The 26,546-nt window shown below is 45.8% G+C and carries 22 protein-coding genes and 2 rRNA genes; 18 read left to right on the forward strand and 6 right to left on the reverse strand.

Going from position 1 to position 26,546, the window contains the following annotated elements; all coding sequences use genetic code 11:
- Positions 1-109: 109 nt before the first annotated feature.
- The 8 genes from ACLWBD_RS07940 to ACLWBD_RS07975 all read left to right on the forward strand — a co-directional run bounded on the left by ACLWBD_RS07940 (position 110) and on the right by ACLWBD_RS07975 (position 12,790).
- Positions 110-3,050: ribosomal RNA gene (locus ACLWBD_RS07940) — 23S ribosomal RNA — on the forward strand.
- A gap of 276 nt (positions 3,051-3,326) precedes the next feature.
- Positions 3,327-3,443, forward strand: a 5S ribosomal RNA gene (gene rrf, locus ACLWBD_RS07945).
- A 749-nt stretch (positions 3,444-4,192) separates the two neighbouring features.
- Positions 4,193-4,621: a DMT family transporter gene (locus tag ACLWBD_RS07950; RefSeq protein ID WP_081112222.1), complete on the forward strand. Its 429-nt coding sequence runs from the start codon at positions 4,193-4,195 to the stop codon at positions 4,619-4,621.
- Positions 4,622-5,113: 492 nt separating this feature from the next.
- Positions 5,114-6,802: a potassium-transporting ATPase subunit KdpA gene (kdpA, locus tag ACLWBD_RS07955; RefSeq protein ID WP_413570493.1), complete on the forward strand. Its 1,689-nt coding sequence runs from the start codon at positions 5,114-5,116 to the stop codon at positions 6,800-6,802.
- A 9-nt stretch (positions 6,803-6,811) separates the two neighbouring features.
- Complete coding sequence (gene kdpB / locus ACLWBD_RS07960) at positions 6,812-8,890, forward strand: potassium-transporting ATPase subunit KdpB (RefSeq protein ID WP_413570495.1); 2,079 nt, start codon at positions 6,812-6,814, stop codon at positions 8,888-8,890.
- On the forward strand, positions 8,887-9,426 hold the full coding sequence (kdpC, locus tag ACLWBD_RS07965) for a potassium-transporting ATPase subunit KdpC (RefSeq protein ID WP_413570496.1): 540 nt from the start codon (positions 8,887-8,889) through the stop codon (positions 9,424-9,426). The genes kdpB and kdpC overlap by 4 nt, the downstream gene beginning before the upstream one ends.
- Positions 9,423-12,101, forward strand: a complete 2,679-nt coding sequence (locus tag ACLWBD_RS07970; RefSeq protein WP_413570497.1) for an ATP-binding protein — start codon at positions 9,423-9,425, stop codon at positions 12,099-12,101. The genes kdpC and ACLWBD_RS07970 overlap by 4 nt, the downstream gene beginning before the upstream one ends.
- On the forward strand, positions 12,098-12,790 hold the full coding sequence (locus ACLWBD_RS07975; protein ID WP_413570498.1) for a response regulator: 693 nt from the start codon (positions 12,098-12,100) through the stop codon (positions 12,788-12,790). Before ACLWBD_RS07970 ends, ACLWBD_RS07975 begins: the two co-directional genes overlap by 4 nt.
- A gap of 1 nt (position 12,791) precedes the next feature.
- On the opposite strand, the gene ACLWBD_RS07980 is transcribed toward ACLWBD_RS07975, so the two are convergent.
- Positions 12,792-13,430 carry a chalcone isomerase family protein gene (locus ACLWBD_RS07980; protein WP_413570500.1) on the reverse strand — a complete coding sequence of 213 codons (639 nt, stop codon included), beginning with the start codon at positions 13,428-13,430 and terminating at the stop codon, positions 12,792-12,794.
- Between the two features lie 279 nt (positions 13,431-13,709).
- Here ACLWBD_RS07980 and ACLWBD_RS07985 point away from each other — a divergent pair, with 279 nt between their 5' ends.
- The 9 genes from ACLWBD_RS07985 to ACLWBD_RS08025 all read left to right on the forward strand — a co-directional run bounded on the left by ACLWBD_RS07985 (position 13,710) and on the right by ACLWBD_RS08025 (position 21,218).
- On the forward strand, positions 13,710-14,915 hold the full coding sequence (locus ACLWBD_RS07985; RefSeq protein WP_413570501.1) for an HD domain-containing phosphohydrolase: 1,206 nt from the start codon (positions 13,710-13,712) through the stop codon (positions 14,913-14,915).
- Positions 14,916-15,015: 100 nt separating this feature from the next.
- Complete coding sequence (locus tag ACLWBD_RS07990; protein WP_413570502.1) at positions 15,016-15,498, forward strand: organic solvent tolerance protein; 483 nt, start codon at positions 15,016-15,018, stop codon at positions 15,496-15,498.
- Positions 15,499-15,511: 13 nt separating this feature from the next.
- Positions 15,512-15,889 carry a RidA family protein gene (locus ACLWBD_RS07995; RefSeq protein WP_063243209.1) on the forward strand — a complete coding sequence of 126 codons (378 nt, stop codon included), beginning with the start codon at positions 15,512-15,514 and terminating at the stop codon, positions 15,887-15,889.
- Complete coding sequence (locus tag ACLWBD_RS08000; protein WP_373999575.1) at positions 15,861-16,451, forward strand: YdcF family protein; 591 nt, start codon at positions 15,861-15,863, stop codon at positions 16,449-16,451. The genes ACLWBD_RS07995 and ACLWBD_RS08000 overlap by 29 nt, the downstream gene beginning before the upstream one ends.
- 71 nt (positions 16,452-16,522) lie before the next feature.
- Positions 16,523-17,347: an MlaE family ABC transporter permease gene (locus tag ACLWBD_RS08005; RefSeq protein ID WP_413570503.1), complete on the forward strand. Its 825-nt coding sequence runs from the start codon at positions 16,523-16,525 to the stop codon at positions 17,345-17,347.
- Entirely contained in the window at positions 17,347-18,057 is a 711-nt protein-coding gene (locus ACLWBD_RS08010; protein WP_413570505.1) for a cell division ATP-binding protein FtsE, read from the forward strand. Before ACLWBD_RS08005 ends, ACLWBD_RS08010 begins: the two co-directional genes overlap by 1 nt.
- Positions 18,054-19,019 carry an MlaD family protein gene (locus tag ACLWBD_RS08015; protein WP_413570506.1) on the forward strand — a complete coding sequence of 322 codons (966 nt, stop codon included), beginning with the start codon at positions 18,054-18,056 and terminating at the stop codon, positions 19,017-19,019. Before ACLWBD_RS08010 ends, ACLWBD_RS08015 begins: the two co-directional genes overlap by 4 nt.
- Positions 19,020-19,115: 96 nt before the next feature.
- Positions 19,116-19,922, forward strand: coding sequence for a substrate-binding periplasmic protein (locus ACLWBD_RS08020; RefSeq protein ID WP_413570507.1), 807 nt, complete (start codon positions 19,116-19,118; stop codon positions 19,920-19,922).
- Positions 19,923-19,967: 45 nt separating this feature from the next.
- Positions 19,968-21,218, forward strand: coding sequence for an FtsX-like permease family protein (locus ACLWBD_RS08025; protein WP_063243205.1), 1,251 nt, complete (start codon positions 19,968-19,970; stop codon positions 21,216-21,218).
- Here the strand turns inward: ACLWBD_RS08025 and ACLWBD_RS08030 are convergent, their stop codons facing one another.
- Both ACLWBD_RS08030 and ACLWBD_RS08035 read right to left on the reverse strand, forming a co-directional pair.
- A complete protein-coding gene (locus ACLWBD_RS08030) occupies positions 21,219-22,040 on the reverse strand; it encodes a 2,3,4,5-tetrahydropyridine-2,6-dicarboxylate N-succinyltransferase (protein WP_413570509.1) in 822 nt (273 codons plus the stop codon).
- Positions 22,041-22,058: 18 nt separating this feature from the next.
- A complete protein-coding gene (locus tag ACLWBD_RS08035; protein ID WP_373999582.1) occupies positions 22,059-22,709 on the reverse strand; it encodes a M14 family zinc carboxypeptidase in 651 nt (216 codons plus the stop codon).
- 44 nt (positions 22,710-22,753) lie between these two features.
- On the opposite strand from ACLWBD_RS08035, the gene lysA reads away from it, so the two are divergent.
- Positions 22,754-23,929: a diaminopimelate decarboxylase gene (gene lysA / locus ACLWBD_RS08040; RefSeq protein ID WP_413570511.1), complete on the forward strand. Its 1,176-nt coding sequence runs from the start codon at positions 22,754-22,756 to the stop codon at positions 23,927-23,929.
- Here the strand turns inward: lysA and murI are convergent.
- From murI to ACLWBD_RS08055, 3 genes are read right to left on the reverse strand one after another with little or no spacing between them, the layout of a single operon-like run.
- Complete coding sequence (gene murI / locus ACLWBD_RS08045) at positions 23,926-24,732, reverse strand: glutamate racemase (RefSeq protein WP_373999584.1); 807 nt, start codon at positions 24,730-24,732, stop codon at positions 23,926-23,928. The two genes, lysA and murI, sit on opposite strands and share 4 nt — an antisense overlap.
- Before the next feature lie 2 nt (positions 24,733-24,734).
- The gene (locus ACLWBD_RS08050; RefSeq protein ID WP_413570513.1) at positions 24,735-25,775 is read right to left on the reverse strand and encodes a guanosine monophosphate reductase; all 1,041 of its coding nucleotides are present in this window, start codon (positions 25,773-25,775) and stop codon (positions 24,735-24,737) included.
- A complete protein-coding gene (locus ACLWBD_RS08055) occupies positions 25,768-26,448 on the reverse strand; it encodes a hypothetical protein (RefSeq protein ID WP_373999586.1) in 681 nt (226 codons plus the stop codon). Before ACLWBD_RS08055 ends, ACLWBD_RS08050 begins: the two co-directional genes overlap by 8 nt.
- Between the last annotated feature and the right edge of the window lie 98 nt (positions 26,449-26,546).

Genomic DNA, 26,546 nt, shown 5'->3' on the forward strand with positions numbered 1-26,546 from the left:
CTAATTGAGTTGGACTGTTGGTGTGAGAAGAGTTTTTGCTGAACGATTTTCGTTCTTTGACAATTGAATAGATTGATTTAGTTGATTTTTAGCGAGGTTAGTTCCATTTTTTTAAGCTACAAAGGGCTTACGGTGGATGCCTTGGCACTAAGAAGCGATGAAGGACGTGGTAAGCTGCGATAAGCTTCGGGGAGTGGCACACACACTTTGATCCGGAGATGTCCGAATGAGGAAACTCACCATTTATGGTATCTTTCACTGAATACATAGGTGTAAGAAGCGAACGAGGGGAAGTGAAACATCTCAGTACCCTCAGGAAGAGAAATCAAATCCGAGATTACCCTAGTAGTGGCGAGCGAACGGGTAACAGCCTAAACCTTGTTCATTAATTTGAATAAGGGGTCGTGGGACCGCAATGTGGGACCGGAGAAGTTAGAAGAACAGTCTGGAAAGTCTGGCGAAACAGGGTGATAGCCCCGTAATTGAAAACTTCAATGGCCCTAGCGGCATCCCGAGTACCACGAGACACGTGAAATCTCGTGGGAATCCAGGAGGACCACCTCCTAAGGCTAAATATTCCTTAGTGACCGATAGAGGACAAGTACCGTGAGGGAAAGGTGAAAAGAACCCCGAGAGGGGAGTGAAATAGAACCTGAAACCGTAAGTCTACAAGCAGTTAGAGCCCTTTATATGGGCGATAGCGTACCTTTTGCATAATGAGTCAGCGAGTTATGTTTGCATGCGAGGTTAAGCCGTTGCAGGTGGAGCCGTAGCGAAAGCGAGTCTGAATAGGGCGATTTAGTATGCAGGCATAGACCCGAAACCCGGTGATCTAATCATGGACAGGTTGAAGCGAGGGTAACACCTCGTGGAGGACCGAACAAGTTGAGGTTGAAAACTCTTTTGATGATCTGTGATTAGGGGTGAAAGGCCAATCAAACTGGGTGATAGCTGGTTCTCCCCGAAATATATTTAGGTATAGCGTTGAGTAAAAAGTATCGTGGAGGTAGAGCACTGAATGGGCTAGGGGTCTTTACCGGATTACCAAACCCAAATAAACTCCGAATGCCACAGATATGTTCCTCAGCAGGCAGACTCAGGGTGATAAGGTCATGAGTCGAGAGGGAAAGAGCCCAGACCAACAGCTAAGGTCCCTAAATGCACGCTCAGTGGAGAACGTTGTGGAGTTACTTTGACAACTAGGAGGTTGGCTTAGAAGCAGCAATCCTTTAAAGAAAGCGTAATAGCTCACTAGTCTAGTGACTCTGCGCGGAAGATACAACGGGGCTAAGCGTGTTACCGAAGCTTTGGATTAAGATATTTTATATTTTAGTGGTAGGGGAGCGTTCTAGTGTAGGATGAAGGTTGACCGGTAGGACAGCTGGACGAACTAGAAGTGATCATGCTGACATAAGTAGCGTTGAACTCGGGTGAAAAACCCGGGCGCCGAAAACTCAAGGATTCCTGGGCAAGGATAATCCTCCCAGGGTTAGTCGAGTCCTAAGACGAGGCCAAATGGCGTAGTCGATGGCAAAACGGTTAATATTCCGTTACCTAGCTAAGTGTGTTTAAGGAATGACGGTGTAGGATATCACAGCCTCTTATTGGATTGAGGTGTAAGCATGTAGGAGGATCAGTAGGCAAATCCGCTGGTCGTAACTCTGAGGTGTGAATGCGAGGGACTTTGTCCCGGAAGTGTGAAAAGCCATGCATCCAAGAAAAGTTTCGTAAATTTAGCTTAGTTAGCTCGTACCGTAAACCGACTCAGGTGAGTGGGGTGAATATCCTAAGGCGATGGGGTGAATTTTGGTTAAGGAACTCGGCAACTTAACACCGTAACTTCGGGAAAAGGTGTGCCTGAGAGAGTGTAAGGACTTGCTCCCCAAGCTTTTTCAGGTCGCAGAGAAATGGGAGTAGCGACTGTTTATCAAAAACACAGGTATGTGCAAAGTCACAAGACGACGTATACATACTGACGCCTGCCCGGTGCTGGAAGGTTAAAAGGATTAGTTAGCGTAAGCGAAGCTGAGAATTGAAGCCCCAGTAAACGGCGGCCGTAACTATAACGGTCCTAAGGTAGCGAAATTCCTTGTCGGGTAAGTTCCGACCTGCACGAATGGCGTAACGACTTCTCCGGTGTCTCAACCAAATGCCTCGCGAAATTGAATTCTCGGTGAAAATGCCGAGTACCCGCAGAAAGACGGAAAGACCCCGTGAACCTTTACTGTAGCTTGGCAGTGATTTTAGAGTTGGCATGTGTAGGATAGGTGGGAGACTTTGAAGCCAGGGCGCTAGCTCTGGTGGAGTCAACCTTGAAATACCACCCTTGGCAACTTTGAAATCTAACCTGCTCCTCGAAACGAGGAGAGGGACACTGTCTGGTGGGCAGTTTGACTGGGGCGGTCGCCTCCCAAAAAGTAACGGAGGCGCGCGATGGTCCCCTCAGCCTGATTGGAAACCAGGCGTCGAGTGCATTGGCATAAGGGGGCTTGACTGCGAGACCTACAAGTCGAGCAGGTGCGAAAGCAGGCCAAAGTGATCCGGTGGTCCCGCGTGGAAGGGCCATCGCTCAACGGATAAAAGGTACTCCGGGGATAACAGGCTTATTCCATCCAAGAGTCCATATCGACGATGGAGTTTGGCACCTCGATGTCGGCTCATCACATCCTGGGGCTGGAGCAGGTCCCAAGGGTTTAGCTGTTCGCTAATTAAAGTGGTACGCGAGCTGGGTTCAGAACGTCGTGAGACAGTTTGGTCCTTATCTTCTGTGGGCGTATGAGATTTGAGCAGACCTGTCCTTAGTACGAGAGGACCGGGATGGACGAACCTCTGGTGTTCCTGTTGTCGCGCCAGCGGCAATGCAGGGTAGCTATGTTCGGAATTGATAACCGCTGAAAGCATCTAAGCGGGAAGCAAACTGCGAGATTAGATCTCACTGGGGCTTCGGCCCCCTAAAGACTCCTTGGAGACTACGAGGTTGATAGGCGGAAGGTGTAAGCGCTGTGAGGCGTTCAGCTGATCCGTACTAATAGGTCGTGAGGCTTTTTTAAATTTTTTCTTCTTTAAGAAGAATATCGTCTCTATAGTAACTCTCTTACGAATGTAGGACTGAGCGAAAGAGACTAGTTCTCTGGATGAATCCCAAAAGGATGAGTCAATGAGCAGAGAATGAAGATTTGGGACTAACCACAAATCGCTAAAAATCAATTAAATCAATCATTCGATTGCTAAATCAAAAAAGTAACTTCTCCATTTGGATTGGAAGTAAGTTGCAAAGAAACGAAACGGAGTCTATAACGACTCCACTTTGACTTAATAAACGCTTTGCTGGTGTTTATAGCAGAGGGGCCACACCTGATCCCATTCCGAACTCAGAAGTTAAGTCCTCTTGCGGCGATGGTATTGCACGGGCGACCGTGTGGGAGAGTAGCACGATGCCAGCTCTATTTTACTTGAACCCAGGTTACGAAAGTAATCTGGGTTTTTTTTTTTGCCTTTTCCAAAAGGTACCTGCTTCCCTTCCTATTAAAAAGGTACACGGTTCTTTAATAAACGATCTCTTCCTGAAGAACGATCTACTGCTAATCTTTACTGTCACCGTGGCAGTAAGCTGATGCGTTAAAGTGGAGTTTGTTGTCGACTCAGAAGAATTACTCATTCCCTTACTGCCATTTGGGTAAAAGGGTATTCCATTAAGAGATCGACTGTAATCGAGGTTTTTCTGCTGAAAGTTACTTCCACCGTGGAAGTGATTGTTAGGAGTGCCTCTAGTCTCTTTAAAGTTTCTTCTGGTGGGGGCGGCTTGTTTGATCCGTTATTCTCCAACTAAGTCAGTCGATTTCAAAATCATGTTCTTGTTAGAGTTCTGATAATTGCCCTTTAACTGTCTCAGTATGATTCAAATATATAAACAAATGTTGATAGATGTAAACATATTTAGGCTCCATAGGAGGCTTCGTGTCTCTTTTGTAAATTGCTGAAATCTCTAGTTAATATTGTTTTAGTCGAGTCGCGAGAGCTTTTTGGAAGGGCCTGTGGTATTCTACATATATCAATAACAGGAATTTTCTCCTGTTCGCTTTTTAAGTCTTTTTTGACTGAATCAAAAAAAGATCTCTCGGGGAATCACCCGAGCACGGGAAAACAAAATTGAATAGCACAAGGAAAGGGTCGAGATGCGACAGGGTGTCTTATGGCTAATGCATACTTGTATTTGGCAGCAGCAATCGTTTTTGAGGTTTTGGGCACAATCACCATGAAATATTCCGTGGGATTCACAAAGGTGCTTCCAGTCATACTTACCATAGTTTGTCATGGAATCTGCTTTGTGGCTCTCGCTGTCGCTTTGAAGTCGTTACCTATCAGTATTGTCTACGCAATTTGGGCGGGTGTCGGAACGGCGATGATGGCGCTTGTGGGGCTTTGGATGTTTAATGAACCACTGCCAATACAAAAAGTATTGGCGACGAGTTTGATTATTCTCGGGGTCGTTATGTTGAACTTCTCAGAGACAAAACCAGTGGAGCAGCTTGCGAAGGTAGATAATGTTAAAGTTCTTCATCCAGAAAAACCTACGACTTCAGAAACTCGTGAAGTCGTGAGCGAAAGAAACTCTGGTTAACTTTGAAAACAATATTTTGAAAGAAAAGGCGGCAGAGATGTCGCCTTTTTTATTTTCAACAATCTATTTTCGAAGCTTCCCATTCAGCAGGCGCGATTTCAAGTATCGTCGGATTCAGTCAAGAGTAAGTGAGAAGTTAGCCAGCTCGATCGTAGCTAGTTAGTTAGTTGGTTGGTTGGTTAGTTGGTTGGTTGGTTGGTTGGTTGGTTGGTTGGTTGGTTGGTTGGTTGGTTAGTTGGTTGGTTGGTTGGTTAGTTGGTTAGTTGGTTGGTTAGTTGGTTAGTTGGTTGGTTGGTTGGTTGGTTGGTTGGTTGGTTAGTTGGTTAGTTGGTTAGGCGCATTAAAGAGATTGGATTTTTTGAATCCCGTTTGTAGTCACTATTTCGTTGTACAATTTTGGGATTTTTATTTTTTCTTTATTTCTAATGTAGATCTCTTTATGCGGAATTGATGTGGAAAGACCTAAATTGTTAGTCACTAAAAGGATTAACAATGGGTTTTACTATTTCAGACTTCATTCAAGTGTTTTTGACCCTAGCGGTGATCGTAGTGGCGACGCCGCTCTTGGGTGGTTATATGGCGAAAGTGTTTCAAGGAGAGCGCACCTGGCTGTCGCCGGCTTTGCGGCCTTTGGAAAAGATCATTTATAAAATATGTGGAATAGATGAGTTCGGTGAGATGAACTGGAAGCAGTACTCTATATCTCTTCTATGTTTCAACTTTCTAGGCTTGATATTTGTGATGCTCTTGATGATGGTGCAGCAGATTCTGCCTTTGAATCCACAGGGTTTTACAAATACGTCTTGGCACTTGGCATTTAATACGGCCGTGAGTTTTATGACGAACACCAACTGGCAGGCCTATTCGGGTGAAAGTACTTTGAGTTATCTAACTCAGATGCTGGGGCTGGGAGTACAGAACTTTTTCAGTGCGGCAACAGGCTTTGCCGTGTTTTTAGCTTTCACTCGAGGAATTGCGCGCAAGCAGGTGACAGGGATCGGGAACTTCTGGGTGGATTTAACGCGGGCAACAGTGCATGTGCTTTTGCCGCTTTCATTTTTTCTGGCTGTCGTTCTTGTCGGAGAAGGTGTTGTCCAAAACTTCAACTCTTATGTGCCAGCAAAAACCCTTGAAGGTGCTGAGCAGATTTTACCCCAAGGGCCGGCGGCTTCTCAGATTGCGATTAAACAACTGGGTTCCAATGGTGGAGGATTCTTTGGCGTTAATAGCGCACATCCTTATGAAAACCCCACTCCTTTAAGCAATTTCTTGCAGATGATTTCGCTAGTTCTGATCGCGGCGGCGAGTACTTACACCTTCGGTGTGATGGTGGGATCAAGAAAGCAAGGTTGGATGTTGTTTTCAGCAATGATGGCGATGTTTGTTGTGATGCTTTCACTGTCGCTTTGGAGTGAGTACAGTGCAAATCCTTTCATCGCTCAGGCGGCCTCCATGGAGGGGAAAGAAACTCGCTTTGGTGTGACGAATAGTGTGTTGTGGTCGGTCTTAACGACATCGGCTTCGAATGGCTCGGTGAACGCCATGCATAGTTCATTGTCTCCACTCAGTGGTGGAATAGCCCTGGTTAACATGATGTTAGGTGAAGTGATCTTCGGCGGTGTCGGGGCTGGGATGTACGGCATGCTGCTTTTTGTGATTCTGACCGTTTTTATTTCGGGATTGATGGTCGGACGCACGCCCGAATACTTAGGAAAAAAAATTGAAGCTAAAGAAATCATCTGGGTGATGATCGGAGTGCTTGCGCCTTGTGTGGTGATATTGATCTTCAGTGCTTTAGCAATTGCAACTCCGGCGGGGCTTGCGGGATTGGGACACCAAGGTCCTCACGGTTTGAGTGAAATTTTATATGCCTATACTTCGGGAGCGGCAAACAATGGGAGTGCTTTCGGGAGTCTATCGGTGAACACGACGTTTTACAATGTCACTATGGCGCTCGCAATGCTGGTCGGTCGTTTTGCGATTATTTTGCCTGTGCTAGTGATTGCGGGAAGCCTTGCCAATAAAAAGATTGCGCCAGCATCCGTAGGAACATTCAAGACGGACTCGTTATTATTTGTGGTTCTTTTATGTGCCATCATCGTGATCGTTGGAGCATTGACATTTTTTCCAGCTTTGTCTCTAGGACCGATTCTTGAGCACTTTCTGATGATGAGAGGTTAAGGAGTGATTATGAGTGCTTCCACTTTTTCTGATAAAAAAATTCTGACTCAAGCTTTTTTCGATAGTTTCAAAAAACTCAATCCCGAAGTGCAATGGAAGAATCCCGTTATGTTTATTACGTGGATCGGCGCCTTGGTGGTCAGTTTTATCACCGTTTATAGAATGAAGGCCGGCGAAAGTTTTGGCTTTGAGGTGCAACTAGCGATGTGGCTATGGTTTACGGTTTTGTTTGCTAATTTTTCTGAGGCTTTAGCTGAAGGGCGTGGAAAGGCGCAGGCCGAGTCGATGAAGAAAACTCGTTCGCACACCATGGCTCGTAAAGTTTTCCAAGGTCGAGAAGAAAACGTGGCTTCTTTATCATTGCGCAAAGGAGACACTGTGGTCTGTGAGGCGAACGATGTGATTCCTGGGGACGGTGAAATAATCGAGGGGATTGCAACGGTCGATGAATCCGCTATCACCGGAGAGTCAGCTCCGGTGGTTCGTGAAGCCGGCGGGGATCGCAGTGCCGTTACGGGAGGAACGCGTGTCATCAGTGATCGTATTATCATTCGTATCACCGCAGATCCTGGAAATAGTTTCTTAGATCGTATGATCAATCTTGTCGAGGGAGCTAAAAGACAGAAAACGCCGAATGAGATTGCTTTAAGCATTCTATTGGTATCGCTGACACTCGTGTTTGTGTTGGCGATTATCACGCTCAAATTTTTTGCAGACTATTCAGCAAAAAGTGCGGGGCAGGATCTGTCAGGTATCGTGAATGTGCCAGTGTTAACTGCGCTCTTGGTGTGTTTAATTCCGACTACGATCGGCGGACTTTTGAGTGCTATCGGCATTAGTGGCATGGATCGATTGATTCGTAAAAATGTGATAGCGAAAAGTGGTCGTGCCGTCGAAGCCGCCGGCGATATCGACGTGTTGATGTTAGATAAAACCGGCACTATCACTCTTGGAAATCGTATGGCCTTTGACTTCAAGGCGGCCTCTGGTGTCGAACTAGAAACTTTAGCAGAGGCCGCACAGTTGGCATCTTTAAGTGACGAAACACCCGAAGGGCGCTCGATTGTGGTTTTAGCCAAGCAAAGATTCTCGTTGCGCGCACAGAATCTAGATCCTCATCAGGCTCAGTTTGTTCCTTTCACCGCACAGACTCGAATGAGCGGAGTAGATATTAAAACAAGGGAAGGCCTTCGAGTGCTCCGTAAAGGGGCGGGTGACTCCATTCAGAAGTATGTGGAGTCTTTAGGTGGGGTCTTTCCTTTGGAAGTAAAAAACGCTGCTGACGCGATTGCACGCCAAGGAGGAACTCCGTTAGTCGTTGCTGAGAATGCGAAAGTGCTAGGCGTAATTCACCTTAAAGACATTGTGAAAGGCGGCATTCGCGAAAGATTTTCTGAACTTCGTCGCATGGGAATTCGCACCGTCATGGTGACCGGTGACAATCCGTTAACTGCTGCGGCCATCGCGGCAGAGGCCGGTGTTGACGACTATATTGCGCAAGCAACTCCTGAAATGAAGTTGCAACGAATTCGTGATGAACAAAATCGCGGGCACTTAGTCGCGATGACAGGAGATGGAACGAATGATGCGCCGGCGTTGGCGCAGGCAGATGTTGGTGTTGCAATGAATACGGGAACTCAAGCGGCGAGAGAGGCTGGTAACATGGTCGATCTTGATTCAAATCCAACAAAGCTTATAGAGATTGTCGAAACTGGAAAACAGCTTTTAATGACTCGAGGGGCGCTGACCACCTTCAGTATTGCAAATGATATCGCAAAATATTTTGCGATCATTCCGGCGATGTTCGCGGGACTTTACATGGTGAACGGAGAAGGGCCCTTAGCTGCTTTAAATATTATGCAACTTCATTCCGCGCAAAGTGCTGTTCTGAGTGCGGTGATTTTTAACGCTTTGATTATTATTGCCCTGATTCCTTTGGCCTTAAGAGGAGTGAAGTATCGTCCTCAGGGCGCGAATATCATCCTAAAAAGAAATCTTTTTATTTATGGATTTGGCGGTGTGGTGGTCCCTTTTGTCGGAATTAAAATCATTGATATTTGCATTGTCGGAATCGGGTGGGTGTTATGAAACAGTTTTTGATTTCTATAAAGGTGTTTGTCGTCATGACTTTTCTTTTAGGTGTTCTGTATCCCCTGGCGGTGACTTTCTCAGGGAAAACGCTGTTTCCTAGGAGGGCGGAAGGCTCGTTGATTGAAAGAAACGGGCAAGTGATCGGATCCGAGTTGATTGCGCAAAAGTTTGTGAATCCAAAATACTTTTGGGCGCGTCCTTCTGCAGGCGATTATGCCACCGTGGCTTCAGGGGCCTCGAACGCGGGCCCAACTAGCGAAAGTCTTAAGAAGGCCCTTGCTGAAAGGAAAGCACAAGGGAACGTGGCTGAAATGCTCTACACCTCGGGAAGTGGATTAGATCCCCATATTTCTGTTTTGGCAGCACACTCGCAGGTTCAACGCATTGCTGTTGAACGCAAGTTGTCGCAAGAGCAAACAGTGCTGGTTGAAAAGCTGATCCAGGAATACACTGAGGGGCGCCAGGGAGGAATTTTGGGAGAAGTCCGAGTGAATGTTCTCAAGCTCAATCTGGCATTGGATGAAACATTATGAGTGAAGCATATCGTCCCAATCCCGACCGTTTGTTGGCCGGGATAAGAAAGGAAGAAAGCGAAAGAGCGCGTGGGCACTTTCGTGTCTTTTTTGGGATGTGTCCCGGAGTTGGAAAAACTTATGCGATGCTGAAAGCGGCCCTGGAGCAAGTTCAACAGGGCACGGATCTTGTGGTTGGCGTCGTTGAAACACATGGGCGTAAAGAAACGGAAGAACTTCTTGCGGGGCTTGAGCTTCTTCCTCGAAAAGATATTGTTTATAAAGACACAGTTTTAAAAGAAATGGATCTGGATGCGATTCTTGCACGCAAACCACGTCTGGTCCTCGTTGACGAACTCGCACATACAAATGCACCAGGATCTCGCCATCCCAAAAGATATCAGGATGTGATTGAGCTTTTAGAGGCGGGCATTGACGTTTATTCCACAGTAAATGTGCAGCATTTAGAAAGTCGCGCTGATTTAGTTCAACAAATCACGGGTGTTAAAATCCAAGAGCGAATTCCTGATTCGGTATTAGATCTGGCAAACCAGATTGAGCTTATCGATATCTCGGCGCAAGGTCTTCTTAAGCGCATGAAAGAAGGAAAAGTTTATCAGGGGGACCGTGCGGTTCGTGCTGAAGAAAACTTTTTTAAAGAAACACATTTAACGGCGCTTCGTGAATTGGCATTGCGCTATACTGCGGAGCAAGTGGATCAAGATCTGCAGAATCAAATGATCGTGCAGCAGATTCAAGGTCCTTGGAATACGCAAGAGCGTCTGTTGGTAGCCGTCAGTCACAGTCCTTTCGCGGCTCGCCTGATTCGCGCCACCCGCCGTATGGCTTTTAGTTTAGAAGCACCGTGGGTTGCTTTACACATCGAAACCGAGGTGCGTTTAAGCGCCGAAGATCAGTCTATGCTGTTAAAGAATTTGAACTTGGCCCGTGAGTTAGGTGCGGAAGTTGTTTCCGTAAAAAATCATAATATTGCTGAAAGCATTCGCGAGATTTCTCATGAACGCAATGTCACGCAAATCATTATGGGAAGACCTCAACAAGGCTGGTGGGATCGCTTAAAAGGACAAGGGTCCCTTTTAGATCAACTCGTCAGTAAGAGCAGTGATGTTGACGTCCATATTATTCGTCAACAAGAGGATTCAAAAGTTCGTAAAGCAAAGTGGAAAGCGCCAGTTTTTGATTCTCCGTTAACTTCATACTGGTATTCTTTCTGTGCACTTTTAGGAGTGAGTTTTGTCAATGGCTTGGCTGTTCCGGTTATAGGCTACCGATCTGTCGGATTTGTCTTTTTGTTAAGCATGATCCTGATCGGGCTCGTCACCACTTTGGGACCCGTTCTTTTTGCGGCGACTTTGAGTGCTTTGATTTGGAATTTCTTTTTCATTCCGCCCGCAATGACGTTTGCCATCTCGCAACCCGAAGATGTGATGATGTGTTTATCTTATTTTCTGGTGGCGCTACTAAGTGGTGTTCTTGCGGACCGAATCCGAACTCGCGACAGAGATCTAGAGAGTCGTGAAAAGCGCACGCGTGTTCTGTACGAGCTCGTTCGAGAATTTGCTTCGGCAATGTCGGTTTTAGATGTGAGTCTGGCGGCGTCGCAAAGTTTAGAGCGCATCGTAAATGGCAAGGTCAAAATCTTACTGACAGATGAAGACGGGGATCTTTTAAGAAAGTCTGTGAACGACATCAAGGTTGATGATAAAGATTTTGCTTTGGCTCTGTGGGCTTTTGAAAATAACCGTCATGCGGGTTGGAAGACAGAGACTTTATCTGAGTCACGTTGTCTGGCAGTTCCTTTAAAGGCAAAAGAACGTTCGGTGGGCGTGTTGCTCTTTTACCCACGTGAAAAAGACAGCCTCACCTTGGATCAACAGCATATTCTTGAAAATGTATCAGCCCAGACGGCCATGGCTTTGGATCGTCTGCGTTTACAAAAGAGTGCAGAAAAAGCCAAGGTTCTGGAAGCTTCCGAAAATCTGCATCAAGCTCTTTTAAACACGGTCTCTCATGAGTTGCGCACTCCGCTAACGGCGATCATAGGGTCGGCTTCGGCAATGGCAGATAAAAATCTTTCTTCACAAGAACTTGTACGCGATCAGTTGGTCGAAGATATCATGGACTCTTCTTTAAGGTTGAATCAGGTGGTTGAAAATCTGCTGGATATGTCGCGACTTAATTCCGGTGCCTTGCAGTTAAAGAAGGAATGGATTGATTTAAACGATCTGATCTCGGGTATACCGTCTAAGATGGGGCGCTTGGCAGCGCAACATAAAATTTCTATCGTGAACTCTGTCGAGACCGTCTATGCGCGAGTGGATGAAAGATTGATTGAGCATGTGTTATTGAATCTTTTGTCGAATGCAGTTCGCTACGCACCCTCGGGTTCAACGATCACTTTAAGTCTTGAACGAAATGGCGGGCCGTTGATTTCGGTGAAAGATGAAGGCCCTGGAATACCAGAGTCCCATTTAAAAAAAATATTTGAAGCTTTCTATCGCGTTCCCGGCAGCAAGACCGGGGGAGTGGGTTTAGGTTTGGCCATTGTTAAAGCATTAGTTGAAGCTCACGGCGGTGAGGTTTATGCTCAGAACAGACAAGCCTCGTTGGGAGCCGAGTTCTTTATTAAACTTCCTTACGAAAAGCCGCCGCAAGATCTCACGGGTGAATCATGAAAGAAGGCATGAAAAAAGTATTAGTGATTGATGACGAGGCCTCGATCCGAAAGCTCCTGCGAGTGAGTTTGGAAGGAAATGGTTATCATGTCGACGAAGCTTCTTTAGGTCGTGAAGGTGTTTCTTTAGTCGCCTCCTTGCGTCCTGATATTGTGCTTTTGGATTTGGGCCTTCCTGATGTTACCGGTCTTGAAGTTTTAAAAGAGATTCGCGGCTGGACCCAGTTGCCAGTAATAGTTTTAACGGTTCAGGATTCTGATAACGATAAGGTCGTCGCTTTGGACGGGGGCGCGGACGATTATATTACGAAGCCCTTTAGTTTGCCCGAGCTTTTGGTACGCATGCGCGTGGCTCTTCGTCACTCTTCCGCAAGTGCACTAGAGAAGTCCGAGTTCGCCAGTGGTCCATTAAAAATGGATTTGCCAGGACACGTGGTCACTGTGTACGGCGAACATGTAAAACTTACGAGCACCGAGTTCAACATTTTAAAAGTTTTGATGCGCTATAAGGGAAAAGTGGTGACTCACCGGATGTTACTAAATGAGGTTTGGGGTCCCAACTCGGTCGAGCACACTCATTATTTGCGGGTGTACGTCGGAGCTTTACGCAAGAAATTAAAGATCTCAGAAGACACGCCAGACGTCATTGTTACTGAAGCTGGCGTCGGATATCGGCTTTTAGATATTTAAATTATTTCAAGATGGATTTTTTAAGCTGAGCCACACCATCATCCGATGATTTGCCAAGCCAGATCGAAAAGATTTTCTCGATAAATCCAGCGGGTCCTTTGATCTCAGTGACATTGCCGCCGGTAGTTTCATAAGTGATGGCTTCGTTTCCGTCTTTAAGGCGAGCACCCACAATGCTAAGAGCTTTGCCTTCTTTCGCTTCGCCGCCTTTAGCAACAGTATCTAAAAACTGCTGAACCGGAGCTTCTTGCGTGTTGATTTTATTTGCCGCCAAAGCTTCCTTAAAAGACTTTTGAACATTTTCGGCGTCAACGTCACGAAGGAAGTGCAATTGAATGGCGACGGCCTTTTGATTTTTCAACGATGAAAGTGCTTCGTTCTCTGATTTTTTAAAAGTTTCTAAAGAAGCTACGTAAAGTTGACCCACGTAGACCTTCACGTTTACGAAAACTACTTTCTTCGCACGCAGACCCGCTCCTACGGAGGTCAGGCTGACAGATTCACCCTCTACTTGAGTTGTTGCGGAAGGGGCCAAAGTCACATTTTCAAGTTTTTCTCCTCCGCCAGCCGGTGTCAGAAGAGCGGCCGAAGCGTTTACAGACAAAAGAATAGCGAATAGGGAAGCGCTAAGCAGTTTCATGGGGATTCCTTTCTTCTCGGTAGGCTTTTAGGATTTCGGTGGGTGCTTAAAATGTCAACGAGGAAAAGTTTTGTTGGCAGTCCCAAGTCCGTACATTAAGCTTTTCTTAGACGCATGACCGAGCCCCGAAGCACTTCTCTCTTTCGACAAAAACTAGAACTTCTGATTCTTGATGATTCAGAAGCGCTCTTAAATCGCGTTAAACAAGTGGTGTCTGCGCATTATTTAACGTTTCGCCAAGTCAAATTCGCCGAGCTTACACATCCCCTTGGGGAGTTGATGAAGGCGCAGTTGGTTTTATTGGCTCAAGGCCAAGAAGAAAGTCTTAAGGCGTTTTCGGAACGCGTGGATAAAGTTCTGCTCGTTTTTCCGCGTTCGTGCATTGTGACGGTGATGGCGCCTTCATATTCCCGCGAGAATTTAGAGGGCACTCAGAATCCTCGAGTGACTCCGTTGTCTCAGGCGGAATTTTATTCTACTTTGAAATTTGAATATGTCTGTTTGTATCGCTGTCGTTCTCAATATTTCGCTATTCAGGCGGGCGATCTTTTTCCCATGACGACGATGTCGTTTCCTGCGTTCATTCGTCTTTCGTTAAATCAACGATATTTGCCAGTGATTCACAGTAACACGGTGTTGTCAGACGAGCGAAGTCAAAGATTGAGTCGCACAGAGGGACTCTATATTCAGATCAAAGATATCGATGGATACTTGCAGTACATAGCGACTTACTATGACACCTCCGGAGCGGCTTTAAAAAAGCGGGCGCGGGCTCTTTTCTTAAGTCTTTGTTATAAGTCGGTGTATTTGAATGAAAGCCTGCTTTTTGATTTTAAAATGCCTGCGGAAAGCCACTTAGCGGCCATCTATACGGATATTAAAAAAACGGCGTCGGAACTTTTTGAAATTATGAAAACAGATGAAAATCTGTGGGACATTTTCCGTGAAGCCTTGGATGGGGATTTTTGGGAGCTGTGGCGGTCTCCTTGGATTGCTGTTTACGGTTCATTGATGTCATTGAAGAGTGGTGTGGGGAATCCCCTGGTTGTTCTTCTTTCGGGCCTGCTCACCGATGTGGGGATCTATGATCTCGAAGAGGCTGTGACGCGAAACTATTATCTTTCGGAAGAAAAAAAGGTCACTCCGGAGCAGCAGAGTTCCTATGAAAAACATCCTCTTTTGTCTTTGAACCGTTGTCTGATTAAGAAGCTTCCGGTCGAAGAGGCGGTCAAAACCGTCCTTGTCTGTACTCACGAGCGCGTTGATGAAAAAGGGTTTCCAAATCAAGTGCCTACAGACAAACTTCCCGAAGAGGCTTTGATTCTTCTGTTTGCTGAAAAGATCGACAAGACATCGTTAACAACCATGAAAAAGACGGGAGTGGGTTTCCGTTTTGCGAAAGAAAAGTTGTGGGAAGCCGAAAGTAACACTCAGGGCAGTTTCAGCCCTGATTTCTTAAATAAAATCAGCGAGTCTTTAATTTAGAATCCGGTGAATGACACCTCTTGTAAGAAGCAGATTCCTTTTGCCCCTGAGGAAGCTTTTGCATTTAATAAAACGGCATAAACTTACAGAGGAGTTAATAATGCTTAAAAAAATAGCATTGGCGTTTTGCTTAGTGGCGTTTGCGGGAAGTGTTGAAGCCAAAGAGCTGACCAATCGCTTGGGCGTTGGTGTAAAGAAGAACACGTCTTTGGATCTTCCAGAGCTTGCGGCTGTTTATCATCCAATGTCGGATCTTTCTTTCACTGGCGGATTGGGAATTGATACGCAAAAAGATTACTCTAAGTTTTCCTTCAATGCGGGTGTACGCCGTACGGTCTTTAAGGAAGACAATATGAATTTCTACATGGGCGGCGCTTTGGGCCTTGTGAACTTTGAGACAGAAGGAGAAAAAGAATCTGGTTTTGAATTGAACGCTCTTTTTGGTGGAGAGTTTTTCTTTACCGGTCTTGATTCTTTGGCTTTCACATTTGAGGGTGGCGTGGGTGTGATCTCTGCCGACAATGTTCGTTTTAGAACAATTGCGGATGGTCCCTTCAATGCAGGTATTATCTTTTACTTCTAATCAGGAGATTTAAATGAAAAAAGTAATTCACACAGACAACGCACCAAAAGCCGTAGGCCCTTATTCACAAGCCGTGCAAATGGGTGATTTTTTGTTCTGCTCTGGGCAAATTTCAATTGATCCAAAAACAAATGAAGTTTTCACAGGCGATATCAAAACTCAAACGCAAATGGTGATGAGAAATATCGAAGCTGTTCTTTCTGCAGGCGGCATGAATTTTTCAAACATCGTAAAGACGACAATCTTCATCACAAACATGAATGACTTTGCGACAGTGAACGAAGTTTACGCTCAGTATTTTAAAGATGCTCCTCCAGCGCGTTCTACCGTGGCTGTAGCGGGTCTTCCTAAAGGTGTGAACGTTGAAATCGAAGTTTTGGCGCATCGCTAAAGTTCTATTGCGGTCTCGACCGTTCTGGGTGCTTTTGATTTTCGTAGGAACGGTGTTGTACCGTTTCTATGATGAATATCAAAACGTTCAGCACGAGACCGTGCAATCCTGGCTGAAAACACCGACGGCCGACTGTGCCGTGGTGTTAACCGGGGGAGCCGGGCGTGTCCGTGAAGGATTCGATCTTTTGGCAAATCAAAACGTAAAAAAATTAGTGATCTCGGGAGTGTATTCCAATGCACGCTTGCGAGAAATTATGCCGGTATGGCCTTTTTACGGAAACCTGACTGAAAATGATGTGGTCTTAGATCGTCGCTCCGAAACCACTTATGGAAATGCTCAACAAAGTCTTCCGATTGTGGAGGCCTTGAAGTGTCGAGACATTCTTTTAGTCACATCACGATTGCATATGTATCGCTCCTATCGCACTTTCCGTGCGACTTTCCCTGAGAATATCTATATCCAAAAACACGCCATTATCGGCGGTCGTTACGAGTCTTCAGTCTGGGAAACTACCTTTGAAGCCTTAAAGTCGCTCTTTTACTCTTTCTGGGCTTACTAAAACTCGACTCTGGTCTACCCCATTTTCTTTACAAAATACCGATAAGTATTTGAGAAATTAAGGGGATAACCATGACTTCTTTACTGGCGCAGATCGACTCGCTAGGAAGATTTGTAACAAAAAACGTGGAATACACTGTGCGTGTATTCCTGATGGTCTATCTTTCTCTTCGTGCTGCCGTTCTAGATAAAGCGCAAGGCTTTCGACAAATTGTCGGTGTTCTTTCTTCGCAAATTTATTTCACAGGGTTTCAGGCATTGCCATTGATTTCTGTACTCGCCTTGGGCGTCGGCTCGGTGATGATTTTGCAATCGCTGTCCAATCTGACTTTGTTGGGCGGAACGCAAATGATCGGAAGTTTTTTGATCGTGATGATTTTGCGTGAAGCAGGGCCATTGCTTGTAGCCCTTGTTGTCATTGCACGTTCAGGAACTGCGGTGGCCTCGGAAATCGGGAATATGCGCGCCAATCGGGAAATCGAAGCTTTAGAAAGCATGGGGATCAACCCTTTAAGCTTTATTGTTTTCCCTCGTGTTGTCGGGGGAGTTTTGAGTGTCTTGGGTTTAGCCTTTTACTTTAATGCGATCGCCTTGATTGGTGGCTTCCTGGTCACGCGATTTTTTCAAGACATGTCGTTGACGTTCTATACGGATTCTTTGATGAAGGCTTTTGCCAAAGAAGACGTTTTGATTTTTTTCCTGAAAAACGGTTTCAGCGGCATGATTATTTTTGTCGTGTCTTGCTATCAAGGTCTGTCAGTGAAACGGTCTCCGCATGAGGTTCCCCAGGTCACAACTCAAGCCGTGGTGAACAGTATTATTTTCGTCGTGATTTTTAACTTAATGGTTTCAGCTTTGTTTTATTTAAATCAACTTCGCAGTCTAGGGGTGGTCTAATGAAAATCGAGAGTCTTAAATTTGAAGGCGTGACATTCACACATGACGGACAAGATCCGATTGTACAAAATGTCGAATTCGACTTCCCTATGAATGAAATTCTTTGGGTGAAAGCGGAAGAAGGTGCGGGCAAAAGTTCGTTACTTCAAATCTTAGCCGGCCTACAGATCCCGCAGTCGGGTAAGTATCTGATCAACGGTGAAAACGTTTGCGATATGTCGTTTGAAGAGTTTTTGCCATATCGTCTGCAGATTGGTTATTCCTTTGATTATGGCGGCCTTATCAACAATCGCTCTCTGTTTGATAATTTAATGTTGCCCCTTCTTTATCATAAAGTGATTTCCCCAGAAGAGGCAAAGGCTCGTGTGGAAGGTCTTTTAAAAGAATTCGGTGCCGAAAAGTTCGCGCATGATCGCCCGGCGCACGTGCCAGGGCGCATTCGTAAACTCACATGTCTTTTGCGTGCCCTAGTGATGCGTCCGCAAATTCTTCTTTTAGATGATCCCAGCGTGGGTTTGGGCCAAGACAGTATTTATGCCTTCGTAGACCATGTGCACAGACTTCGTAAAGAAGGTCATTGCAAGCATGTGTTTATCAGTTCTTACGACGAAAAATTTATGAATCTATTTGAGTACCAGATCATTCATTTGGATGAGGGGCAGTTGTACTTCCAAGCTGTCGATCCAGAGAAAAGGGTTGTTCATCTATGATGAAGGTCAAGTTTAGTAAGTTTGAGAGGATAGCCGGTCTTTTCATCGTAGTCGCTATCCTCGGTATTATACTGACGGCGATCAGTGCGGCGGTCAAACAGGGTTGGTTTGAGCCGAAGGTTCGCTATACGACGACGTTTGAAAATGCCGATGGTCTTCACCAGGGAACCTTGGTGCAAATGTCAGGTTTGCGTGCAGGGGCCGTTGAATCCGTTGAACTTGAAAGCGACAATCGCATTCGAGTCAGCTTTTATATTTTAGGAAAGTTTCAAGATCGCGTGCGCGAAAATAGCACTGTGCAACTAATTCGTCCTTTTATCATTGGGGAACGGGTTTTGGATTTGTCCGTAGGGCATGATCAGTTTCAGGTTTTACCTGCTCAAAGTGCCGTGAAGTCTTTAGAGACCGTGGATCTTATGACGTTGATGAGTGGTAAGAACATGAACTCGTATTTAAGTAAACTCGGAGGAATTCTTGAGAGCATGCAAGTGATCATGGATGCTTTCGCAGATAAGAGCCGTGCAGAAAGCATGGTTCGAGTGATCGATAGATTAGATCCTTTAATGAAGAACTTAAATACAATGTCGACAGAAGTGATCAAGTTGTCTCGTCAAGCGACTCACGAGGACGGCGTTCAGAAACTTGTGGGAAATCTTGCGGTAACGACAAAAGAAATCAACCGCATTTTGCCAGAGCTGAACGAAGAAAATCCTCAACTTGCAAAAGATTTAGCGGTCATGACTCAGAATCTGGCGACGGTGACTCGAGCTTTAGGGCCCGCGGTGAAAGCGGTTGAGCCTGAGCTTCCTGGAGCCAGTATTCGTTTGGTAGAAGCTCTGAATGAGACAGTGGTGGTTCTTAAAGCCATGCAGAAGTCGTTCTTTATGCGTGGAAGTGTGCGCGAGGTGCGCGACGAGGAAGCTCACGAACGTCTTCCTGCCAATATCCGAGAAACTAAGTAGAAATTCTTCGCGTCTCGGATAAATTATCTTTATTACTCTATAGTAATCCCCACATTCGTACGATAAAGCCCTTGCTCTCTTGAGCAGGGGTGAAACATGCGATCCATTGTTCGCTGTCTCTGTATTATACTCCTGAACATTGCGGTACAAAATGCAGAAGCAAAAAATATCAAGGTGGCACTGGGTATGGGGCGTCCTCCATACATCTACTCGGAACAAGGTCAGCTAAAGGGAATTGAAGTTGAAGTGATTGGAGAAGTCTTTCGCCGCTTAGGCTATAAGGCGAGCTTCGACACTCTTTCACCGTTACGTTTAGAGGCGGAAGCTCGTCATGGGAATTCTTATGACGCCGTCGTGGGAGTAGCTCGTGGTAATGAAAGATCTATCTTTTATTCAGAGCCGTATCTGCATTTTGAAAATTACGTAGTGGCCTTGAAGAAGAAGAACTACAAGATCAAATCCGTTCGTGAGTTAGCACCACTGAAGGTGGGAACTTGGGTGAACGCGTGGAATGGCCTTGGCAAGTCGTTTAAGGTGCAATTCGGTCCGCAATTAAATGGCGGGTACTCCCCGAACTATTTTGAGTTCTTGAATCAAGAAGATCAGTGTCTTGCGCTCTTTAAAGAAAAGGTGGATGCCATCGTTATCGACAAGTATGTTTTTGCCTGGCTGCGTATGACTTTGGCGGAAAAAGAGGACACCGAGCAAGAGGTGGATGTGTTCCGTTTGTTTAACGGGGAGTCACCATCTCACGTGGCTTTTCGGGATAAGAATTTGCATCATCGCTTTAACGAAGAGCTCGCTAAGTTCCGTCATAGTGGGGAATATGACCGTGTTCTGAGAAACTATGTCGGTGGAAACTTGGCCTCTTATTTCAAACCCAAGGTAAATCGATACAGATAGCGCTCCGTGGCTTGAATCTGCATTGCGGCGAATTATCATAGTGCCATGCTAGTGGGGCACTTATTTCGCCATTTTATTTTCTCAAAAAGAGCGGGTTCTTTAGTTAAAAGAATTTCGTGGCTTTCTATGATCGGTATCTCGATCAGTGTGACGGCGTTTTTAGTAGTCCTTTTTGTTATGAATGGCATGAATGCGACGATTAAGAAACGCATTCTGGGATTAGAGCCCCATCTGTACGTGCAGGCGGCCGGTGTTTCTTCGGCGGCGAGCTTAGAAGCGCATCCCGTTTTTCAGCGCCTGAAAGAGCATCCTGAAAACAAAGCCTATGTCTATGAAACTCAAGACGTGATCATTCGCAGTCAAGATGGTCAGTTTCGTGGCGGTGTGGCTCGAGGAGTGACCCGCGAAAGCCTAGGTTACTTTATTGAACAGCTTCAGCAGATGGAGCGCAATCAGCGCCAAAGTGATTCGCCAGCGTATTTCTGGGATCCTCAAGATGTGCCTGAAGAAGGTGAGATCATCATGGGGGTGGATCTGGCACAATCCTTGGGTGTTTTTGAAGGGGATTATGTCACTATAGTGTCACCTTCGGGCTTGTTGCTTCCTCCAGGGGAGACCCCTAAGTTTGAACGTCTGCGTGTGAAGCGCATTGTAACGACAAGTCTTGCGGATATCGATGCTCAGTATATTTTCTATCAAAGAGGAAAAGCTTTAAATTCATTAGTGAACGAAGGCATGCGCAAGCTGGGAATTGAAGTGTGGTTGCCTGCCGGTGTTTCTGTCGACGCGGTCAAAGACGATCTTCTGAAATTTGAAGATGTCAGTGTTGAGACTTGGATGGATCGTAATTCGGCTTTGCTGTACGCTTTGAAATTAGAAAAGCTCACCATCGGAACTTTCTTAGGTCTGGCGGGGATGATTGCGGCGAGTTCTATTTTGACAGTATTAGCTCTGCTTCTGTCACAAAAAAGAAGAGACATCGCCATCTTAAGAACCATTGGTTTTTCGGCGAAACAAACAGTTCGCACTTTTACGCAATTGGGATTTATTTTAGCTTCCGTGGGTGTATTGACTGGAGTCATCCTGGGAACAGGCATCAGTCTGTATATCGAAGCCAATCCTATTCAGCTGGCGGCATCGCAGATTTACTATGACCCGAGTATTCCAGCTTTGGTGGACTTCACATTGGTCTTCGGAGTTTTAATTGTCAGTGGTTTGATTGCCTGGTTTGGATCTTACATCCCGGCACGAACGGCATCAGAGGTTCAACCCTCTGACGCCTTAAGAATGAAATAACTAAACGCTGACCTGATAGTCGCGAAGAGCATCCGTCAACGACGTCTTTAAGTCTGTACTTGGTTTTCTTTTTCCAATGATAAGAGCGCACGGAACACCATAGGTGCCCGCAGCAAAGTCTTTCATCTGTGTGCCTGGAATCACGACACAGTTCGAAGGGACGCGGCCTTTGTACTCAACAGGTGAAGAACCAGTCACATCGATGATTTTTGTGCTGGCTGTGATCGTCACTCCGGCGCCAAGGACGGCACCTTCCTCAATCAAGGCTCCTTCAACCACGATACAGCGGCTGCCGATAAAGACGTTGTCTTCAACGATAACCGGAGAAGCTTGAACAGGCTCAAGAACTCCGCCGATGCCGACGCCACCAGAAAGATGCACGTTTTTACCGATTTGCGCGCAAGAACCTACCGTCGCCCAAGTGTCCACCATAGTGCCTGAACCTACATAGGCACCGATATTCACGTAAGAAGGCATCAAGATCGCGCCTTTTTCAATGAAGCAACCCTTGCGTGCTAAAGCGTGAGGAACGACGCGAACACCCTCTTCTTCGCTCCATTGTTTTACCGGGATTTTATCGAAGTAGGTAAAATCGCCTGCGGTCATCACATCCATTTTTTGAATGCGGAAATAAAGCAAGATGGCTTTTTTAATCCATTCATGAGTGATCCAGCCGTTAGAAGTTTTTTCGCACACGCGAAGACGGCCGGAATCCAAACCTTCGATGGTTTCAAAAACAGATTTCAACTCTGTCGTTGTCATCGCATCAACGGTTTTTCCGTTTTGAACATCGGCGTAGATTTGTGTTACTTCGTTTTGCATTTCAATCTCCTCTAAATCTTACTGCTCTAAAACTTTCAATGACTCTAAAATCGCTGGAACGTGAATCTCGATGATCTTTTCAGCGGAAAGTCCACGCTCAATTTCATAAGTCAGCGTAGGAAGGTTTCTTTCAAGTCCTGTATAAGTTCCCAAACATCCTGGTGTTGGATAACCGATGTCATCATCAATCTTGTAACCAGTGTGTTTAGCTAAAACTTCAGCCACTTTGCGACAGTCGCCATTCACATTTAAAACCGGATGCCAAGAGTGGAGCGAAAGAATGAAGACAGGTTTTTTGGTTTCACAATAGGCCATCAATCCTTTGTTCTCATTTTCACTGCCGGCAAAGGGTCCCGGATGATAGCGCGGCGTTTTTACTTCAGGAGACCAGTCTTTCGTGGGAAGATTTCTGTTCAGATCAACGCCGTTTCCATTCCCGCGCGTCTTGAAGATAACGCCTTCCAGGTTGAATTGCGGAACGATCGTGACATTGAGTTGGTAGGGATTGGATTTCATAAAGTGCTTCATCAGCTCTTGAGCCGCGATAACGCCTTCGATCTCGTCGCCGTGAACGCCGCCGAGAATAAGCACTTCAGGACCGCCGTTATGGAACTCGTAAGAAAGAACCGGCATCCCTTTAGATGTGTAGGTAAAAATAGAAGTTTTCATGACAAACCTTCCTTCCTGGGGCATGATGCTAGCACGAGGTCTTCATGGAATACATCAATAATGAATTATGCCTAGGTCCGTTAAAGAAGCGTCTGTTGCCCTTGTGCGCGAATTACATGCGGCCCATTTATGTCTATGACCTCGATTTTATCTCTCAACGTTTTAATGCTATGGCCAAAGCGCTTTCCGGCGTACGCCTTTTTTACGCGGTCAAAGCCAATCCTAACCAGCAAGTTTTGCAGCATCTTAAAAAAATAGGTTCAGGCGCAGACGTTGTGTCCTTAGGGGAAATCAAAAGAGCTATGGAAAGTGGATTTTCGGCTCACGACATCGTTTATAGCGGAGTGGGTAAAACGCGTCACGAAATCACCGAGGCTTTGAAGTTAGGTATCCTCCAAATCAACGTCGAAAGTCTGCCAGAGCTTGAGCGTATTGGGGCGATTGCGCGTTCTTTGGGTAAGAAGGCAGCCGTGGCGTTGCGTCTGAATCCAGACATCGATATTAAAACTCATCCCTATATTGCTACGGGATTAAAAGATAATAAGTTCGGCATGGAGTTGGCGCTGATTCCGGATCTGGTGGCTTGTCTTACGAAATACTCGGACTCTTTAGAGCTTGTTGGTTTTAGTTTGCACTTAGGGTCGATGATGATGGAGTTTTCAGGTTACGAAGAAGCTCTTCGAAAACTCAAGCCGGTCTTTGTGGAAATGCAAAAGAAGTTTCCGACGCTCAAGCGTTTTGATTTCGGCGGAGGCTTAGGGATTTTTTACGATCGTTTGGACCTGGAACTTGAAGAAAGTCTTTTGCGTGATTACGCGAAAATTACGAAAGACTTACTAGGCGATTTGAATTGTGAATTGCAGGCGGAACCGGGTCGATGGTTGCTCGCGCACTGTGGTGCTTTGATAACGGAAGTTCAATACATCAAAAAAACTTCTGCTAAAGACTTCGTGATTGTCGATGCGGGAATGAATCACTTGATCCGTCCGTCTTTGTACGAAGCTCAGCATCTTATTATGCCTCTGAAAAAAAAGACGGAAACGATGAAGGTCGATGTCGTAGGACCTATCTGTGAGTCTTCAGACTTTTTTGCTAAGGATATTACTGTAGGTAAAGTTCAAGAGGGTGACTTTGTGGCTATTATGGATTCCGGCGCCTATGGTTATTCGATGGCAAGTCAGTACAATATGCAGGAGCTTCCGCTAGAGATTTGTATCTAAAGATCGACGACGCGGAAAGAATGCGGTGTTAGCGGCGTTAAAATACGATGGGCTACTTCGGTAAAGTGGGCGGAGTGATCCGTAGTCATAATTTCAATAATGCGCTCTTCTTGAGACGCATTTTTTCCCAAACGACCTTGCGTAAAATCCCGATCCAACCAGTGAGCAATAGCTTCGCCTGAATCAACCAGCTCTACGGCAGAACCTGTCACGCGGCTGATCGCACTTTTTAAAATCGGATAATGAGTACAGCCCAAAATTAAAGTGTCGATAGAGTGACCCAATAGAGGACTGACGTAACGGAAGACAATCAAGTTTGTCACCGGATCAGAATCCCAGCCCTCTTCCGCTAAAGGAACAAATAAAGGACAAGCTTGATCAAAGACTTCAGCTTGCGGATGCAGTTCTAGAATCTTTTTTCGATAGGCTTGGCTGTTCACAGTGGCCCGAGTGCCCAAGACGCCAATTTTTTTGGCCGTGGATTTTTCAAGCGCGCGTTGTGAACCGGGTTCAATCACATTGTAGATGGGAAGGCCGTCGAACTCTTTTTCCGTCAACTGGCTAGAGGCCGTATTGCAGGCGATGACGATGGCCTTCACGCGTTGCTTTTCAAGAAAGTGAATATTCTGTTCAGAGTATTTACGAATCGTTGAAGGAGACTTCGATCCATAGGGAAGTCGCGCAGTGTCCCCCAAGTAAAGAAAGTTTTCTTGAGGGAATCTTACTGCGAGTTCTCTTAAAACGGTGAGACCACCGATTCCAGAGTCAAATACACCTATGGGTCTTGTATCCGAAGAAAGCATCCTTAATTTTTTACACCGTGAGCCCGTGATTCCGCAATACCATTCGCTGACATTTCAATAAAGAGAGCTTTCTCACGTAATTCAGCAATAGTAGTCGCATTCACATAGCTCATTCCGGAACGAATTCCGCCCGCGACCTCAAGGATAACGTCTTTGACGTGTCCTTTGACATTCACTTGCGTTGATTCACCTTCAGGAGCCATACCGGTAGGCACGCCACCTCTCCAAGAGTCCTGAGCTGCACGAGAAGCCATACCACGGTATTGCTTCTTGCCGTTTTTGATTTCTCCCGGTGTTTCGATTGTTCCTGAAAGCATACTTCCTAACATCACGGAGCTTGCGCCCGCAGCGAAGGCTTTCACCATATCACCTGAAGTACGGATGCCGCCGTCAGCGATCACCGGTACGCCGTAGCTGTCAGCGATTTCGGCGCAAAGAGCGATGGCCGTTAACTGAGGCACACCACAACCTGTGATAATTCGAGTCGTACACATGGAGCCCGGACCGATACCTACTTTGATAGCATCCGCACCTGATTCGATCAGATCGCGAGCGGCATCTGGCGTCGCCATATTCCCGGCGATGATTTCAACTTGTGGATAGTGATCTTTCAACCACTTCATTGTTTCCATCATTTGCACTGAGTGACCGTGAGCAATGTCGATCGTGATGATATTCACACCGACGTCGATCAAAGCTTTCGCGCGTGTTTTAAATTCCTCTCCCACGCCGACGCTGGCAGAAACGTTTTTCACACCGGCTTCTTTTAAGCGACGGGCTTGCGAAGCTTGTTCTTCCGTAGATATAAAGCGGTGCAGAATACCCAAACCACCCAATTCGTTCATAGCAAAAGCCATATCGTATTCTGTCACCATGTCCATATTGGCGCTGATGATCGGCATATCGATAGAAACTTTTTTAGTCAGTTTTGTAGTAAGGTGCGGATCGCGACGAGAGCGGATGTCTGAGCGCGCTGGCATAATAAGCACGTCATCAAAAGTTAAACCTTTGCCGCGATTTTTAATGTCTTTCCAGTTAAACATGAGCGTCATGTTTTCTTACCTCACTTCTAAAAATATTAAAAAGGATCTGAGTTGATAAAATTAGTAAATAAGTATCCAAAGCCGAAAGGGCAAGGCTTGCCATCGGGGTCTTCCAGATCAAGCGGTAGGCATCAAAAAGAGCTGAAAGCGTGACTGGCACAAAAAGATGAAAGAACACAAAAACCGCAAGAATCTTGAACCAGTTTTTGCGCACAATTTGAGCAGATCTTTGGAGGGCATCTTCTTTGCCTTCCTCATAGGGTTTCGAAGAAGTCACGACAAGGGGAACCAGGCTGTATTCGATGTATTTCCAAACTCCTGGCAAAATCAGCAGCAAAGACCATAAAAGGGTTTTGCCCCAAGAGCGAAGTGTTTCGATGAAAACCTGATTGAGATTTTTCTCCATGAATTCACCCAGGGTTTGAGTCCAACCTGTGAGGGTGTTTAAAGCGTAAAGTGCCACCGTAATAAGCAAAACAGGGAAGACCACGCTGCTGATAATGGATAAAAATCCTAACCAGTAAACTTGTTGCTGGGCTCCGTTCGGGTCTCTGAGAGCATTTTCGATATGAAGATTCAGGTACTGGTCAATGTTGCTCGACAGAACGACCAGAGCGAAAATAGGTAAGCAGACTTTTTTAAAAACCTGAAGGTTTTCGGCAAAAAAATTCACTTAAGTATTTAGATCGCGATTCAAAAGGGGAGTCAAGCGGACTCTTGCTAAGAAACACCGGGGAGAAGGAGGGTTCTATGGGGCATAATTTATAAAAG

It is taken from the genome of Bdellovibrio sp. HCB117 (genome assembly GCF_047305915.1).
In the GTDB taxonomy this organism is placed as follows: Bacteria; Bdellovibrionota; Bdellovibrionia; order Bdellovibrionales; family Bdellovibrionaceae; genus Bdellovibrio; species Bdellovibrio bacteriovorus_B.

Bases quoted from the DNA above. Each gene is read 5' to 3' on its own strand.
- kdpB (WP_413570495.1), top strand. From the start codon at position 6,812: ATGAGTGCTTCCACTTTTTCTGATAAAAAAATTCTGACTCAAGCTTTT.
- ACLWBD_RS07990 (WP_413570502.1), top strand. From the start codon at position 15,016: ATGCTTAAAAAAATAGCATTGGCGTTTTGCTTAGTGGCGTTTGCGGGA.
- ACLWBD_RS08020 (WP_413570507.1), top strand. From the start codon at position 19,116: ATGCGATCCATTGTTCGCTGTCTCTGTATTATACTCCTGAACATTGCG.
- ACLWBD_RS08030 (WP_413570509.1), bottom strand. From the start codon at position 22,040: ATGCAAAACGAAGTAACACAAATCTACGCCGATGTTCAAAACGGAAAA.
- ACLWBD_RS07970 (WP_413570497.1), top strand. From the start codon at position 9,423: ATGAGTGAAGCATATCGTCCCAATCCCGACCGTTTGTTGGCCGGGATA.
- ACLWBD_RS07995 (WP_063243209.1), top strand. From the start codon at position 15,512: ATGAAAAAAGTAATTCACACAGACAACGCACCAAAAGCCGTAGGCCCT.
- kdpC (WP_413570496.1), top strand. From the start codon at position 8,887: ATGAAACAGTTTTTGATTTCTATAAAGGTGTTTGTCGTCATGACTTTT.
- lysA (WP_413570511.1), top strand. From the start codon at position 22,754: ATGGAATACATCAATAATGAATTATGCCTAGGTCCGTTAAAGAAGCGT.
- ACLWBD_RS08015 (WP_413570506.1), top strand. From the start codon at position 18,054: ATGATGAAGGTCAAGTTTAGTAAGTTTGAGAGGATAGCCGGTCTTTTC.
- ACLWBD_RS07980 (WP_413570500.1), bottom strand. From the start codon at position 13,430: ATGAAACTGCTTAGCGCTTCCCTATTCGCTATTCTTTTGTCTGTAAAC.
- ACLWBD_RS07985 (WP_413570501.1), top strand. From the start codon at position 13,710: ATGAAGGCGCAGTTGGTTTTATTGGCTCAAGGCCAAGAAGAAAGTCTT.
- ACLWBD_RS08010 (WP_413570505.1), top strand. From the start codon at position 17,347: ATGAAAATCGAGAGTCTTAAATTTGAAGGCGTGACATTCACACATGAC.
- ACLWBD_RS08005 (WP_413570503.1), top strand. From the start codon at position 16,523: ATGACTTCTTTACTGGCGCAGATCGACTCGCTAGGAAGATTTGTAACA.
- ACLWBD_RS08035 (WP_373999582.1), bottom strand. From the start codon at position 22,709: ATGAAAACTTCTATTTTTACCTACACATCTAAAGGGATGCCGGTTCTT.
- ACLWBD_RS07975 (WP_413570498.1), top strand. From the start codon at position 12,098: ATGAAAGAAGGCATGAAAAAAGTATTAGTGATTGATGACGAGGCCTCG.
- ACLWBD_RS07950 (WP_081112222.1), top strand. From the start codon at position 4,193: ATGGCTAATGCATACTTGTATTTGGCAGCAGCAATCGTTTTTGAGGTT.
- ACLWBD_RS08025 (WP_063243205.1), top strand. From the start codon at position 19,968: ATGCTAGTGGGGCACTTATTTCGCCATTTTATTTTCTCAAAAAGAGCG.
- kdpA (WP_413570493.1), top strand. From the start codon at position 5,114: ATGGGTTTTACTATTTCAGACTTCATTCAAGTGTTTTTGACCCTAGCG.
- ACLWBD_RS08050 (WP_413570513.1), bottom strand. From the start codon at position 25,775: ATGTTTAACTGGAAAGACATTAAAAATCGCGGCAAAGGTTTAACTTTT.
- murI (WP_373999584.1), bottom strand. From the start codon at position 24,732: ATGCTTTCTTCGGATACAAGACCCATAGGTGTATTTGACTCTGGAATC.